This window comes from Caballeronia sp. GAWG1-5s-s, assembly GCF_023631445.1.
Classification (GTDB): domain Bacteria; phylum Pseudomonadota; class Gammaproteobacteria; order Burkholderiales; family Burkholderiaceae; genus Caballeronia.
The window spans coordinates 1-14,856 of sequence record NZ_JALQDC010000023.1; the positions used below are offsets into that span (position 1 = coordinate 1).

7 protein-coding genes are annotated in these 14,856 nt (G+C 66.2%); 6 read left to right on the top strand and 1 reads right to left on the bottom strand.

Features of this window, described 5'->3' with window-relative positions; genetic code table 11:
* Positions 1-176: 176 nt before the first annotated feature.
* From uvrA to NCR34_RS16500, 3 genes are read left to right on the top strand one after another with little or no spacing between them, the layout of a single operon-like run.
* Positions 177-5,987: an excinuclease ABC subunit UvrA gene (gene uvrA, locus NCR34_RS16490; protein WP_250500530.1), complete on the top strand. Its 5,811-nt coding sequence runs from the start codon at positions 177-179 to the stop codon at positions 5,985-5,987.
* Entirely contained in the window at positions 5,987-6,391 is a 405-nt protein-coding gene (locus NCR34_RS16495) for an ACT domain-containing protein (protein WP_250500732.1), read from the top strand. The genes uvrA and NCR34_RS16495 overlap by 1 nt, the downstream gene beginning before the upstream one ends.
* Positions 6,392-6,430: 39 nt before the next feature.
* Complete coding sequence (locus tag NCR34_RS16500) at positions 6,431-7,711, top strand: DUF445 domain-containing protein (RefSeq protein WP_250500531.1); 1,281 nt, start codon at positions 6,431-6,433, stop codon at positions 7,709-7,711.
* 2 nt (positions 7,712-7,713) lie between these two features.
* Here the strand turns inward: NCR34_RS16500 and NCR34_RS16505 are convergent, their stop codons facing one another.
* Positions 7,714-8,910, bottom strand: a complete 1,197-nt coding sequence (locus tag NCR34_RS16505) for a hypothetical protein (RefSeq protein ID WP_250500532.1) — start codon at positions 8,908-8,910, stop codon at positions 7,714-7,716.
* Positions 8,911-9,544: 634 nt separating this feature from the next.
* On the opposite strand from NCR34_RS16505, the gene NCR34_RS16510 reads away from it, so the two are divergent.
* The 3 genes from NCR34_RS16510 (at position 9,545) to NCR34_RS16520 (ending at position 14,755) form a co-directional block, all read left to right on the top strand.
* Positions 9,545-10,021 (top strand): nuclear transport factor 2 family protein, encoded by a 477-nt coding sequence (locus tag NCR34_RS16510; protein WP_250500533.1) that lies wholly within the window; start codon positions 9,545-9,547, stop codon positions 10,019-10,021.
* Positions 10,018-11,931: an amylo-alpha-1,6-glucosidase gene (locus NCR34_RS16515; protein ID WP_250500534.1), complete on the top strand. Its 1,914-nt coding sequence runs from the start codon at positions 10,018-10,020 to the stop codon at positions 11,929-11,931. The genes NCR34_RS16510 and NCR34_RS16515 overlap by 4 nt, the downstream gene beginning before the upstream one ends.
* A gap of 88 nt (positions 11,932-12,019) precedes the next feature.
* Entirely contained in the window at positions 12,020-14,755 is a 2,736-nt protein-coding gene (locus NCR34_RS16520; RefSeq protein ID WP_250500535.1) for an MGH1-like glycoside hydrolase domain-containing protein, read from the top strand.
* Positions 14,756-14,856: the final 101 nt, after the last annotated feature.

Consider the following 14,856-nt stretch of genomic DNA (forward strand, 5'->3'; position numbering starts at 1 on the left):
CGGTGCGGTGGGGCGATTTCGTGCGTCTCCCGGCACTCGGGGAGGCCGGGCGTGTGGGGTGGGATTTGTGTGGTGAGACGCGCCCCGCGCGGGCCGCCCGCCCCCCCCCCCCGGACCACCGCGCGGCGCCGCCCACGGCCTGACAGGCCGTCCATCACATTGAACCGGTTGAAAAATTGGCATCGAACAACGCAATCCGCATTCGCGGCGCCCGTCAACATAACCTCAAGAATCTTGATCTCGACCTGCACACCGGCCAGATGACGGTGGTGACCGGGCCGTCCGGTTCGGGCAAGTCGAGCCTCGTCTTCGACACGCTGTACGCCGAAGGCCAGCGCCGCTACGTCGAAACCTTCAGCGCGTACGCACGGCAGTTCCTCGACCGCATGGACCGGCCGCAGGTCGATCGCGTGGACGGCGTGCCGCCCGCCATCGCCATCGACCAGACGAACCCGGTGCGCAGTTCGCGCTCGACGGTCGGCACGATGACCGAGCTCAACGATCACCTGAAGCTCTTCTACGCGCGCGCCGCCGAACTCTTCGACAGGAAGACCGCGCATCGCGTGCGGCACGACACGCCCGAGACCATCTACGCGGAACTGCTGGAGCGCACGCGCGACGCCGATCCGCGGCTCGCGGTGACGTTTCCCGTCGAACTGCCCGACACGACGAGCGACGACGAAGTCGCGCAGTGGCTTTCCGCGAGCGGCTACACGCGCGTGCAGGCCAAGCGCCACGTTGAGACGGAAGCGGGCGCGCGGCAAGTGCTCGATGTCGTCGCGGACCGGTTTCGCCTGCAAGGCACGGAGCGCTCGCGGGCGCTGGAGGCCATCGAAGGCGCGCTGCTGCGCGGCAGCGGGCGCGTGAACGTCTATGTGCTGAAGGACGAAGCCGAACCCGATATCTGGCGCTTCTCGACCGGCCTGCATAGCCCGGAAAGCGACCTGCGTTATGCCGATCCGCAGCCGGCGCTGTTCTCGTTCAACTCGGCCTACGGCGCGTGCGAGACGTGTCGCGGCTTTGGCCGCGTGATCGGCGTGGATTACGGCCTCGTCATTCCGGACGAGAAAAAGACGCTGCGCGAAGGCGCGATCAAGACGTTGCAAACGCCCGCGTGGAAAGAGAATCAGGATGACCTCGTGCGCTACGGCGCGAAGGCGGGCATCCGGCTCGGCGTGCCCTGGAGCGAACTGACGCAGAAGGAGCGCGACTGGGTCATCCACGGATCGCCGGACTGGACCGGCAAATGGGGCAGCCAGTGGTACGGCGTGCAGCGTTTCTTCGACTATCTGGAGTCGAAGGCGTACAAGATGCACATCCGCGTGCTGCTCTCCAAGTACCGCAGCTATACGACGTGTCCCGCCTGCGCGGGGGCGCGGCTGAAGACGGAATCGCTCTTGTGGCGCCTCGGCACGAAGGAGCAAGCCGACGCGGTGCTCGCGCCCACGGACCGCTTCTTGCCGAACGGCGTCGACTGGACGCGCGATCAACTGGAAGCGTTGCCCGGCCTGACCGTGCACGACCTGATGCTGATGCCGATCGAGCGCATCCGCCGCTTCTTCGACTCGCTCACGCTGCCGTCCACGCTGCTCGACGAGGCCCTGAAGCTGCTGCACGCCGAAGTGCGCACGCGCCTCAAGTATCTGTGCGACGTCGGGCTCGGCTATCTGACGCTGGATCGGCAAAGCCGCACGCTCTCGGGCGGCGAAGTGCAGCGCATCAACCTGACGACCGCGCTCGGCACGTCGCTCGTGAACACGCTGTTCGTGCTGGACGAGCCGAGCATCGGGCTGCATCCGCGCGACCTGAACCGCATCGTCGAGGCCATGCACCGTCTGCGCGATGCGGGCAATACGCTCGTCGTCGTGGAGCATGATCCTTCGGTGATGCTCGCGGCGGATCGCCTGATCGACACGGGACCGGGGCCGGGCGAGCGCGGCGGGCAGATCGTCTATGACGGCACGCCCGACGATATTCAATCGAGCGACACGCTCACCGGCGCGTATCTCGGCGGCCGCAAGCACGTCGCGCATGCGTCGAACTGGACGCGCCGCGCGGTGGATGCGAACTCGCCGCGTCTGGTCCTCGAAGGCGCGAGCGATCACAACTTGCAGGACGTGACGGTCGAGATTCCGCTGGAGCGCCTCGTCTGCGTGACGGGCGTTTCGGGCTCCGGCAAATCGACGCTCATCCAGGACGTGCTCGCGCCCGCGCTCATGCGCCACTTCGGCAAGGCGACCGAAGCGCCCGGCGCGTTTCGCGCGCTGAAGGGCGCGGATCAACTGAGCGACGTCGTGTTCGTGGATCAATCGCCGATCGGCCGCACGGCGCGCTCGAATCCGGCGAGCTACGTCGGCGCGTTCGACGAAATTCGCAAGCTGTTCGCGAAAGCGCCGCTCGCCGCGCAGCGCGGCTACGGCGCGAGCATGTTCAGCTTCAACTCGGGCGACGGCCGCTGCCCGACGTGCGGCGGCTCGGGCTTCGAGCACGTCGAGATGCAGTTTCTCTCCGATGTCTACCTGCGCTGTCCCGATTGCGACGGCCGGCGTTATCGCGCGGAAATTCTGGACGTGAAGATCGAGCGTGGCGGGCGCGAACTGAGCGTCGCGGACGTGCTGGAACTGACCGTGAGCGAAGCCGTCGAGTGCTTTGCCGCGGACGCCGATGTGCTGCGCGTGCTACAGCCTATCGTCGATGTCGGTCTCGAATACGTTAAGCTCGGCCAGCCGGTGCCGACGCTCTCGGGCGGCGAAGCCCAGCGCCTGAAGCTCGCCGGTTTTCTCGCGGAAACGGCGTCGCCGAATCAGAAAGCGCGGCTTTTCATGTTCGACGAGCCGACCACGGGCCTGCATTTCGACGACATCGCCAAGCTGATGCAGGCGCTGCGCCGCCTGCTTGAGCGCGGGCATTCGCTCATCGTCATCGAGCACAATCTCGACGTGATTCGCGCGGCGGACTGGATCATCGATCTCGGTCCGGAAGGCGGCGACGGCGGCGGTCAAGTGGTGTGCGTCGGCACGCCGAATGACGTCGCGGCTTGCGAACAGTCGCACACGGGCCGCGCGCTCCTCGACTACGAAGAAGCCATGACGCCCGGCGCGGCGGGAAAGCGCGCGGGCGTGCCGCTGCAACTCGCGGCGGAAGTGGCGAGCGCGCGGCGCGCATTGCAGGGCGAGGATGTGGTGCGCATCGTCAATGCGCGCGAGCACAACCTGAAGTCGCTCGATGTCGACATCCCGCACAACAAGTTCAACGTGGTGACGGGCGTGTCCGGCTCGGGCAAGTCCACGCTCGCGTTCGATATTCTGTTCCACGAAGGACAGCGGCGTTATCTGGAGTCGCTGAACGCGTATGCGCGCTCCATCGTGCAGCCGGCGGGCCGCCCGGAAGTCGATGCGGTCTATGGCATCCCGCCGACGGTTGCCATCGAGCAGCGTCTGTCGCGCGGCGGCCGCAAGAGCACGGTCGCGACGACTTCGGAAGTCTGGCACTTCCTGCGCCTCTTGTACGTGAAGCTCGGTATCCAGCATTGCATTCACGACGGCACGCCGGTTCAGGCGCAAAGCTCCGAGCAGATCACTGCGCAGATTCTGCGCGACTTCAAGGGCCAGCATGTGGGCCTGCTCGCGCCGCTCGTGGTGAACCGCAAGGGCGTCTATACCGATCTCGCCAAGTGGGCGAAAGCGCGCGGCAACACGCATCTGCGCGTGGACGGCGACTTCTTGCCGGTCGATCCGTGGCCGAAGCTCGACCGCTTCCGCGAACACACCATCGAACTGCCGGTCGCGGATCTCGTCGTGTCGGCGGAGAACGAAGCGGACCTGCGGCGTCTGCTGGACGAGACGCTCGAAATCGGCAAGGGCGTCATGCATCTGTGCGCGCCGCTCGACGAACTGCACGGCGCGCTCTCCAGCGGCAAGCGGCGCGGCAGCGAAGAAAGCATCGTGTTCTCGACCAAGCGCGCGTGTCCGGTCTGCGGCACGAGCTACCCGGAACTCGACCCGCGCATGTTCTCGTACAACAGCAAGCATGGCTGGTGCAACACGTGCGTCGGCACGGGCGTCAAGCTGACGCGCGAGCAGCGCGCCGCGTTCGACGATACGGTGTTCGCGCAGGATGATCGCGGCCGCGAGCAGAGCATCGGCTCGGTGGATCAGGAGCCGGACGATATCGTCGATCAGCCGTGCGCGGACTGCGAAGGCACGCGCCTGAACGACGTCGCGCGCGCGGTGACGTTCGGCAACTATCCGATCACCGAAGTCGGGCGCTGGACCGTGACGGACACGCGCGAGTGGATCGCGACGCTGAAACTGACGGGCCGCGACGCGGACATCGCCCGCGACGTGGTCAGCGAAATCGAAGGGCGCCTTCAGTTTCTGGAGGAAGTCGGGCTCGGTTATCTGAGTCTCGACCGCGCCGCGCCGACGCTTTCAGGCGGCGAAGCGCAGCGCATTCGTCTCGCGGCGCAACTCGGCAGCAACCTGCAAGGCGTGTGCTATGTGCTGGATGAACCGACCATCGGCCTGCATCCGCGCGACAACCTGATTCTTTTGAGCGCGCTCAAGAAGCTGAACGACAAGGGCAACACGCTCGTCGTCGTGGAGCACGACGAGGACACGATCCGGCGCGCGGATCACATCATCGATATCGGGCCGGGCGCGGGCAAGCGCGGCGGCACGGTGGTCGCGCAGGGCAGCGTGACGGATCTCGCGGCGCACAAGGCGTCGCTGACCGGGCAGATGCTCGCGAACCCGATCGTGCATCCGTTGCAGCCGCGCCGCAAAGTGCGCGCGGCCGTCGGCAAGCGTCCCGCCGTGCCGGAGCAATGGCTCACGGTCGAGAACGCGACGCTGCACAACCTGCGCAACGTGACCGCGAGCGTGCCGCTGAACCGGCTCGTCGCGATCACGGGCGTATCCGGCTCGGGCAAATCGACGCTCGCCCGCGACGTGCTCATGACGAACCTGCTCGATGCCGTCGGCCGCTCGGTGCTGTCGTCGCCTGCGGTGCGGCGCGCGCGCAAGGCGGCGCAGGCCGACGCCCCGGCCGCGAAATCGCGCGCCAGCGTGCTCGCCCGGGAAACGCCGCGCCCGAAGTTCGATGTGGTCCACGCATGGCAGGGCTGCTCGGGCGTCACCGGTTTCGAAGCGATCGACCGCGTGCTCGAAGTCGACCAGACGCCGATCGGCAAGACGCCGCGTTCGTGTCCGGCGACCTACATCGGCATGTGGGACACCATCCGCAAGCTCTTCGCGGACACGCTCGAAGCGCGGGCGCGCGGCTATACGCCGTCGCGCTTCTCGTTCAATACGGGCAACGGGCGCTGCCCCGCGTGCGAAGGGCAAGGCGTGCGCACCATCGCGATGAACTTCCTGCCGGATGTCAAGGTTCCGTGCGACGTGTGCCACGGCCAGCGCTTCAATCCCGAGACGCTCGCGGTGACGTGGCGCGGCAAGAACATCGGCGAAGTGCTGACCATGGAGATCGACGAGGCCGTCGAGTTCTTCGCGTCGATGCCGAGCATCGCGCATCCGCTGCAACTCATGAAGGACGTGGGCCTCGGCTATCTGACGCTCGGCCAGCCGTCGCCGACGCTCTCGGGCGGCGAGGCGCAGCGCATCAAGCTCGTCACCGAGCTGTCGAAGGTGCGCGACGACATCACGCGGCGCGGCCAAAAGCCGCCGCATACGCTTTATGTGCTGGACGAACCGACCGTCGGCCTGCACATGGCCGACGTCGCGAAGCTGATTCGCGTGCTGCACCGGCTGGTGGACGGCGGGCATAGCGTGATCGTGATCGAGCACGATCTCGACGTGATCGCGGAAGCCGACTGGGTGCTGGATCTCGGGCCGGAAGGCGGCGTGAACGGCGGAACCATCGTCGCGGCGGCGGACCCGGACACGCTCGCGAGTCATCCGCGCAGCCATACGGGAACGGCGCTGCGGCCGGTGCTCGGCAGAACGCGGCCCGCCGAGGATGCCGCGTGATGACGCCGGCGCCGGTTTCCGACCTGCGGACGCTGCTGGCGTCCATGCAGCCCGCGCTTCAGCCCGGTGTCTATGTGTTCGCGTCGCTGCCGCATGACGCCGCGCCGGGCGGCGCGGGCATCGTCGCGACGTTTCGCGAGCGTGAAGGGCTGACCGTCGTCATGGAAGAAGGCGCGGCCCTTGCCGCTGGCGTGACGCCGCTCTTTCGCGCGGCGTGGATCACGCTGACCGTGCACTCGGATCTGAACGCCGTCGGGCTGACCGCCGCGTTCGCGTGCGCGCTCGGTGACGCGGGCATCAGCTGCAACGTGATGGCAGCGGCCTATCACGATCACATCTTCGTGCCGGTGGAAGCAGCCGGCCGCGCCGTGGATGCGCTCTTGAAGTTGCAGCAAGGGCGTTGATATGCTTGCGCGCTTCCACACTTCTATACCGACAAGCAGATGGAAACGCAGGATAAAGCCGTAGCCCTGAAAAGGATGAAGTGGTTCGCCGCCGCGTTGCTCGTCGGCGCGGGCGTGCTTTTCGCCATCGCGAAGAGTCAGCACGACGCCGGCGCGTGGGCGTGGGTGTCCGCGTTCGCGGAAGCCGCGATGGTCGGCGCGCTCGCGGACTGGTTCGCGGTTGTCGCGCTGTTTCGCCATCCGCTCGGCGTGCCGGTGCCGCACACGGCCATCCTGCCCGCGAACAAGGCGCGCGTGGCCGATAACCTCGCCGTCTTCGTGCGCGACCGCTTTCTCGGCACGGATGCGCTCGTTGCCCGCGTCGATGCGTTCAACCCGGCAAGCCGGCTATCGGTGTGGCTCGCGGAGCCGAAAAACGCCGAGCTGCTCGGCAATCGCGCGGTCGCGGCGGTCGGCCAGTTGCTGGCTTTCATCGACGACACGCGCATCAAGTCCATGCTCCACGACGCGATTCGCCGCCGCGCCGATGCCTTCGATCTTTCCGCCGCCGCCGGCAACCTGCTGTCGACGCTCACCGCCGACCGGCGCCATCAACTGCTGCTCGACGAGGGCCTCAGGCAAATGGCGGCGTGGCTCGACAAGCCCGAGGGGCAGGAGATGCTCGCGACGCGCATCGTCGCGGTGGCGGGCGAGGAGTATCCGAAGCTCATCGGCATGCTGGGTTTCGTCGGGCTGGATGCCGGCGATCTCGGCAACAAGTTCGCGGCGGGCCTCGTGCGCGGCGCGAATCAATGGCTGCACGACGTGACGAGCGACCCGGAACACGAACGCCGCAAAGCCTTCGATGCAGCAGTGGAACGCTTCGTCGAGCGCCTGAAGTCCGATCCCGCGTTCAAGGCGCGCATCGACGAGCACAAGCGCGAATGGCTCGATCGCCCCGAATTGCGCGGCTACGTGGACGGCCTGTGGGACGAGTTCACCGCGTGGCTCACCGCGGACCTGAAGCGCCCCGACTCCGCGCTGCACGCGAAAGTGGTGGCCGTCGCGGCGGGTTTCGCGCAGGCGCTCGGCGGCGATCCGCTGCTGCGCGATTCGATCAACGAGCATATGCGCGATGCGCTGAAGGCCCTCGCGCCCGAGCTGCGCGAAGGCATTGCGAAGCACATCGCCGCGACCGTCAAGCAATGGGACGACGCCACGCTGGTGCGCGACGTCGAGCTCAACATCGGGCGCGACCTCCAGTTCATTCGCGTGAACGGCACGCTCGTGGGCGGCGCGGTCGGGCTGCTCATTCACGCGGTCACGGCGTTCGCTCTCTGACGCTAGCTGCGCGCGACGGTCACGCTTCCGGCTTCCAGCAGTGTTTCCACGCTTCCGCTACCGCCCGTGCCGTTGACCGTCACGGCCAGCCCGCCCGTCAACGCGAGCGCGAGCAGCGGGCCGCGTCCCGGCTGGCCTCGCGCGAACGCGGGCACGGCCCATTCGTCGCCGTCCGGCGTCTCTAGCACGTAACGCGTGTCCGGACCGAGCGCGTCGGAATCGATCATGCGGACGATGCTGCCGGTCTCGGTCTTCGGAAAACGCGTGGTCTGGCAATGAAACGTCGGGCTGCCCCGATGCGGCAGTCCGACCGACACGCCCGTGATATTCGAGTTCGCGTCGGCGGTGACGCTCACCGGCAGGTGCAGCGCGAGCGCCGTCATCAGCATCTGATGGCGGCTCGCGTGCTTGGCCGTGTTCATCTGCGCGCAGTAGTGCGTGCCGTCCGATGCGCGCAACACGTAGCGAACCGGGTCCAGCGTGTCCGAGTCGATGATGCGCGCGAGCGTCCCGGTTTGCATGCCCGTGAGCTTCTGGCCGAACAGGATCATGGAGGGCGCCGGGTCCGACGACAGCGCGCCGACCGCGATGCCGGTGATGGCGTGGTCTTCGTTGCCGCTGACCGTGACGGGCAAGCCCGAACGCAGTGCCAGCATCGCGAGATGGTGCCGGTTCGGGTGCTGCTGCCGGTCGATCCGCGCGTGGTAGCGCGTGGCTTCCGGCGTCTTGACGATGACGCTCAGCGTCTCGGCTGCCTCGTTGTCGATGATCTCGTCGATCATGCCGGAACGCGGCGTCGTCGAAATGAAGCCGGGCGCGCAGTTGAAATTCGGCCCGAACGCCCGCGACCCGACGGACACCGCGGTGAGATAGTAGTCGGCGTCGCCGGCGACGGTCACGGGCAGCTTTGCCCTGAACGCGGCCATCAGCAGGGCGCTGCGGTAGCCGTGCTCGTGCGGGCACATTTGCACGCAATGATGCGAGCCGTCCGGGCTGCGGATGATGTACGCCATGCTGCCCAGTAGATTCGCGTCCTCGACCTGCACGACCGCGCCGGTGCGCACGTCTTCCAGCAAGCGCCAGGTGTAGCCGAGCGCGGGAAGCGGGGCGACGTTCGGCAATGTCGCGGCGAGATCGGTGATGTGGTGCGTGGCGTCCGCGCGAACCGTCACCGTGAGCCCTAATTCGAGCGCCGCCATGAGAATCGCATTTCGAAGCGGATGTTCCCGATAATCGAGTTGCGCGCAATACTGCGATCCGTCTTCGGTCTTTAAAACGTAAATAATGATATCCGGCGATTGCGGATGAATTGCGCGGCTGATAATGCCGGTGCGTAAGTCCGTCAGAAAATAATCTGCGGACGCCAATGAAAGCGTACTGACTCGAGGCCTGATTCTCATGGTGCGCGGCATGCGACCTTTAGGCGGGCGCTGGCTTTGAAGGTTGGAGCAATGGCGGCCGTGCGGACACGAGAGCCGCCGCAGAAATAATCGACGGCCGAACCATCAGGATTAGAACGACCGTTCTAGAAATCTAAGTTAAGAATAACTCCGAGTCAATTAATATCTGATTTTTCTAAAACCGGATTGATTAAGAGTTTTCTTGCGCGCATTAAGACTGTCTTAAAATGAATGCGTTGAAACCGGTTTCTCGATAATCGAAACTGAGTCTGTTTATTAAACGCGCGTCATTCCATGCCCGATTATCTAAACAGATGAAACGGCGTCGGCAACGCAGCGGCGGTCGCGAAAAGCGGTGCGGCAAGCTGCAATCGGGCCGCAGTCGCGCGAGAATGCCCACTTCCGCGCGGCGCGACTCTCTGCCAGGACCACCATGCCGAACACGAACGTCGAACTCATCGAACGCTTCTACCGTGCGTTTCAGCGCGCCGACGCGGACGCCATGGCAGCCTGCTATGCGTCCGACATCCGCTTCGAAGATCCGGCGTTCGGGCTGCTGCATGGCCGCCAAGTCGGCGACATGTGGCGCATGCTGCTCGGCCGCGCGGCCGACTTTACGCTGACTTTCGACGGCATCAGCACGCTCGGACAGACCGCGAGCGCGAACGCCGTCGCGCGCTACACGTATTCCGCGACCGGCCGCGCAGTGGTCAACGAGATCGCGACGAAGTTCGCCATCCGCGACGGCCTGATCGCCGAGCAGACCGATACGTTCGACCTCTGGCGCTGGAGCCGTCAGGCGCTGGGCGTCTCCGGCTGGCTGTTCGGCTGGACGCCGCGCATGCAGAGCGCCACCCGCACGAAGGCGCGACGCGCGCTCACCGACTACCGCAAACGGGCGGCGGCATGACGGCGATCGACTCGACGCGGCTGGAAGACGAATGGCTCGAAGCGGACGCGCACGGCGGCTTCGCTTCCGGCACGGTGGGAACCATGCGAACTCGCCGTTATCAGGCGCTGTTGCTTGCCGCGACGCAGCCGCCTGCGGGGCGCGTGGTGCTCGTGAACGGCATCGAGGCGTGGGTCGAGATAGGCGGCGAGCGCTTTCCGTTGACCATGCAGCACTACGCGCCCGACGTGCTGTACCCGGACGCCTCCGCGGGTCTCGTTTCCTTCGATACATCGCCGTGGCCGACATGGCGCTATCGCGTCGGCGATGCGCAAACGGTCGTGGCCGAGCTGTTCGTCGCGAAGGAGAGCGGCGAGACCGTGCTGCGCTGGCGCCTCGAAACCGATGCGCGCCCGCCGTCTGCGACGCTGCATGTGCGCCCGCTGCTGTCGGGGCGCGACTATCACGCGCTGCATCGCGAGAATCCGGCGTTTTGCTTCGACGCCACGACGGACGGCGAGCGCGTCCACTGGCGGCCGTACGCCGATCTGCCGGCCATCGGCGCGACGGCGAACGGCGCGTATCGGCACGCGCCCGACTGGTATCGGAATTTCTGCTATGCGCGCGAGCGTGAGCGCGGGCTCGATTTCATCGAAGATCTGGCGACGCCGGGCGTCTTCACGTTCGATCTGACCGCCCACGAAGCCGTGATGATCCTGCATGCCGATACGGGCAGCAACGTGCCGCGCGAAGCGGATGCGCTCGCGCACGCATCGCGGCTCGCGGCCCGCGAGTCGGAGCGCCGCGCGGCGTTCGCATCGCGCCTCGCCCGTTCCGCCGATGCGTATGTCGTCAACCGGAAGCAGGGGCGAACCATCATCGCGGGCTTTCCGTGGTTCACCGACTGGGGCCGCGATACCTTCATTTCGATGCGCGGCTTGCTGATCGCGAGCGGCCGCCACCAGGACGCGGAATCGATTCTGCTCGAATGGACCGACGCGCTTTCGGAAGGCATGCTGCCGAACCGTTTTCCAGACAGCGGCGGACAGCCGGAGTACAACTCGGTGGATGCGTCGCTGTGGTTCGTGATCGCCGTCCGCGACTATTTGGCGACCGGCCACGCGCTCGCGGCCACGGCGAGCCGCCTGCAACGCGCGGTCGATACGATTCTCGAAGGTTATGCGGGCGGCACGCGCTATCGAATCGCCGCCGACGAAGACGGCCTGTTGCGCGCGGGCGTGCCGGGCGTGCAACTCACGTGGATGGACGCGAAAGCCGGCGACTGGGTGGTGACGCCGCGCATCGGCAAGCCGGTCGAGGTTCAGGCGCTGTGGATCAATGCGCTGGCCATCGCGTCGGCATGGAACCCGCGCTGGCAGACGCTGTGCGCGCGCGCCCGGCAGAGTTTCGCGGCGCGCTTCGTCGATCCGGACACCCACGCGCTCTACGATGTCGTCGATGTGGACCACGAGCCGGGCAAGCTCGACCGCTCGATTCGCCCTAACCAGATCTTCGCGGTCGGCGGGCTGCCGTTTCCGCTCGTCGACGGCGATATCGCCCGCGCGGTGGTCGATCAGGTCGAAGCGAATTTGCTGACGCCGCTCGGCCTGCGCACGCTCGCGCCGTCCGACCCGGCGTATCGTGCGCACTACGCAGGCGGCGTGCTGGAGCGCGACGGCGCCTACCATCAGGGCACCGTCTGGCCGTGGCTCATGGGGCCGTTCGTCGAGGCGTGGCTGCGCGTGCGCGGCGCGGCGGGCGTGCGCGAGCGCTTCCTCGCGCCGCTCTACGCGCATCTGGACCATTACGGGCTGGATCACGTGAGCGAGGTTGCTGACGGCGACGCGCCGCACGCGCCGGGCGGCGCGCCGTTTCAGGCGTGGTCGCTCGCGGAACTGCTGCGCATCGAAACGCTGCTCGGCGCGGCGTGAAGGCCGTCGAATGTGCGTCGTGTCGTGAAAACGCGCTAAATTAGCCGTTTCCCGCAAGCTGCACCGAAGGCCGCAACAGGAGACGCCCATGGCGAAGACGCGCACCGTCAATCAGATCGACACCGTGGAAGGCTCGCGGCTGCATTCGAGCGACTGTCCGCGGTGGCAGCGTTGGGGGCCGTATTTGAGCGAGCGCCAGTGGGGCACCGTGCGCGAGGACTACAGCGAGTTCGGGACCGCGTGGGAGTACTTTCCGCACGATCACGCGCGCAGCCGGGCGTATCGCTGGGGCGAGGACGGCATCGCGGGCTTCGGCGACGACAAGCTCAACTGGTGCGTCTCGCTCGCGCTCTGGAACGGACGCGATCCGATTCTGAAGGAGCGCCTCTTCGGCCTCACGAATCAGCAAGGCAATCACGGCGAGGACGTGAAAGAGTTGTACTTCTACCTCGACGGCACGCCGACGCATTCCTATATGCGCATGCTGTACAAGTATCCGCATGCGGCGTTTCCGTATGCCGATCTCGTTGATGAAAACGCGCGGCGCGGCGCGGACGTGCCCGAGTACGAAGTGCTCGATACCGGCGTGTTCGACGACGAGCGTTACTTCGACGTGCAGGTGGAATACGCGAAACACACGCCCGACGATATCGTGATGCGCGTGACCATCGAAAACCGCGCGGCCTATCCCGCCACGCTCGACGTGCTGCCGCAGATCTGGGCGCGCAATACGTGGTCGTGGAAGCCGACGCCGGCCAAACCGTCGCTGAAGCTGCGAACGGAGCGCGGCGTCGCGCAGGTCGCAGCCGATCATCACGGTCATGAGCCGATGATCGTCACGGCGTGGTCGCCGGATACGGACGGCATCGAGTGGATTTTCTGCGAGAACGAGACCAACGTGCGGCGTCTGTTCGGCATGGAAGGCGCGGGCCCGTTCAAGGACGGCTTCAACGACTATATCGTCGCGGGCGATGAAGACGCCGTTCGCCGCGATGCCGGCACGCGCGCTGCGGCCCGCGCGCATCTCTCGCTCGACGCGCACGCGAGGGCCACGGTGTTTCTGCGCTGGCGTCCCGAATCCGCGCCGGACACCGTCCCGCTCGATGCCGATGCGCTGTTCGCGCGCCGTATCGCGGAGGCGGACGAGTTCTACGGCGCGTTGCAGCATGACATCGCGGGCGCGGATCAGCGGCTCGTGCAGCGACAGGCGCTCGCGGGCATGCTGTGGTCGAAGCAGTACTACCAGTTCGATGTGACGCGCTGGCTCGACGGCGATCCGCTTCAGCCGAAGCCGCCGAAACAGCGCCGCACCGGGCGCAACGCGGACTGGCGGCACCTGTGCAACGCGGACATCGTGTCGATGCCGGACAAGTGGGAATACCCGTGGTACGCGTCGTGGGACCTCGCGTTTCATGCGGCGGCGTTCGCGCTCATCGACCCGGCGTTCGCGAAGCGACAGTTGTTGTTGCTCGTGAAGGACCGCTATCAGCATCCGAACGGCCAGTTGCCGGCCTACGAATGGGCGTTCAGCGACGCCAATCCGCCCGTGCATGCGTGGGCGACGTGGCGCGTGTACGAGATCGACCGCGCGATCACCGGCAAGGGCGACCGCGACTTTCTGGAGCTCGTGTTTCACAAGCTGCTGCTCAACTTCTCGTGGTGGGTGAACCGCAAGGACGCGGACGGCCGCAACATCTTCCAGGGCGGGTTTCTCGGGCTGGATAACGTCGGCATCTTCGATCGTTCCGCGCCGCTGCCGACGGGCGGTCATATCGATCAGGCCGACGGCACCGCGTGGATGGCCGCATATGCGCTCGATCTCATGCGCATCGCGCTGGAACTCGCGTATGCGAATCCGGTGTTCGTGGATATCGCGGTGAAATTCTTCGAGCACTTCCTGTATATCGCCGAGGCAGTCAGTTGCGAGGACGGCTGCGACACGGGCCTGTGGGACAGCGAGGACGAGTTCTTCTACGACAAGCTGCGCCTGCCGGACGGCTCCAGCGTGCCGATGCGCGTGCGGTCGATCGTCGGGCTGATTCCGCTTTTCGCCGTGCATGTGCTGGAGCCGAGCGTCTATCGCGCGTTGCCGGAGTTGCGCGAGCGCCTGCACTGGTTCCTCGAGCATCGGCTGGATTTGTCGCGGCTCGTCTCGCGCTGGAATATCGCGGGTCAGGGCAATAGCGTGCTGCTGTCGCTGCTGCGCGGGCATCGCATGAAGGCGCTTCTGAGGCGCATGCTCGACGAGTCCGAGTTTCTGTCCGACCACGGCGTGCGGGCGCTGTCGCGCGTGCATCGCGACAATCCGTTCGTCTTCTATCACAACGGCGAGAGTTTCTGCGTGCAGTATCAGCCGGCGGAATCGACCTCGCGCGTGTTCGGCGGCAACTCGAACTGGCGCGGGCCGGTGTGGATGCCGGTGAACTATCTGTTGATCGAATCCATTCTCGAATTCCACCGCTATTACGGCGACGATTTTCGCGTGGAGTATCCGACTGGCTCGGGGCAGACGTTCTCGCTCGCCGAGATCGCCGACGAGCTCGCGCGCCGCGTGACCACGCTGTTCCTGCTCGACAAGAATGGCGAACGGCCGGTGATGGCGGCGTATCCGCTGTTGCAGGCCGATCCGCGTTCGCGCGATCTCGTGCTCTTTCACGAGTACTTTCACGGCGACAACGGGCGCGGCGTCGGCGCGTCGCATCAGACGGGCTGGACGGGGCTCGTCGCGTTGTTGTTGCAGCCGCGCGCATTGGGTCCGTCGGGCGTCGTTCCGCTCGCGGGCGAAGCCGATGCCGACGTGCAGGAATTCGCCGGCGCAAAGTAGCCGCTAGGCATGCGTGCCCGCTTTGTTCGGAGAAGTCTTATATCGCTGTTCTCTGCATCTGCGTAACTTTTACGGACGCGAATCCGCGGCGGATGGAGAAC

Excerpts from the sequence above, each read along its gene's own strand:
- NCR34_RS16495 (WP_250500732.1), top strand. The coding sequence starts at position 5,987 with ATGACGCCGGCGCCGGTTTCCGACCTGCGGACGCTGCTGGCGTCCATG.
- NCR34_RS16500 (WP_250500531.1), top strand. The coding sequence starts at position 6,431 with ATGGAAACGCAGGATAAAGCCGTAGCCCTGAAAAGGATGAAGTGGTTC.
- NCR34_RS16505 (WP_250500532.1), bottom strand. The coding sequence starts at position 8,910 with ATGGCGGCGCTCGAATTAGGGCTCACGGTGACGGTTCGCGCGGACGCC.
- NCR34_RS16510 (WP_250500533.1), top strand. The coding sequence starts at position 9,545 with ATGCCGAACACGAACGTCGAACTCATCGAACGCTTCTACCGTGCGTTT.
- NCR34_RS16515 (WP_250500534.1), top strand. The coding sequence starts at position 10,018 with ATGACGGCGATCGACTCGACGCGGCTGGAAGACGAATGGCTCGAAGCG.
- NCR34_RS16520 (WP_250500535.1), top strand. The coding sequence starts at position 12,020 with ATGGCGAAGACGCGCACCGTCAATCAGATCGACACCGTGGAAGGCTCG.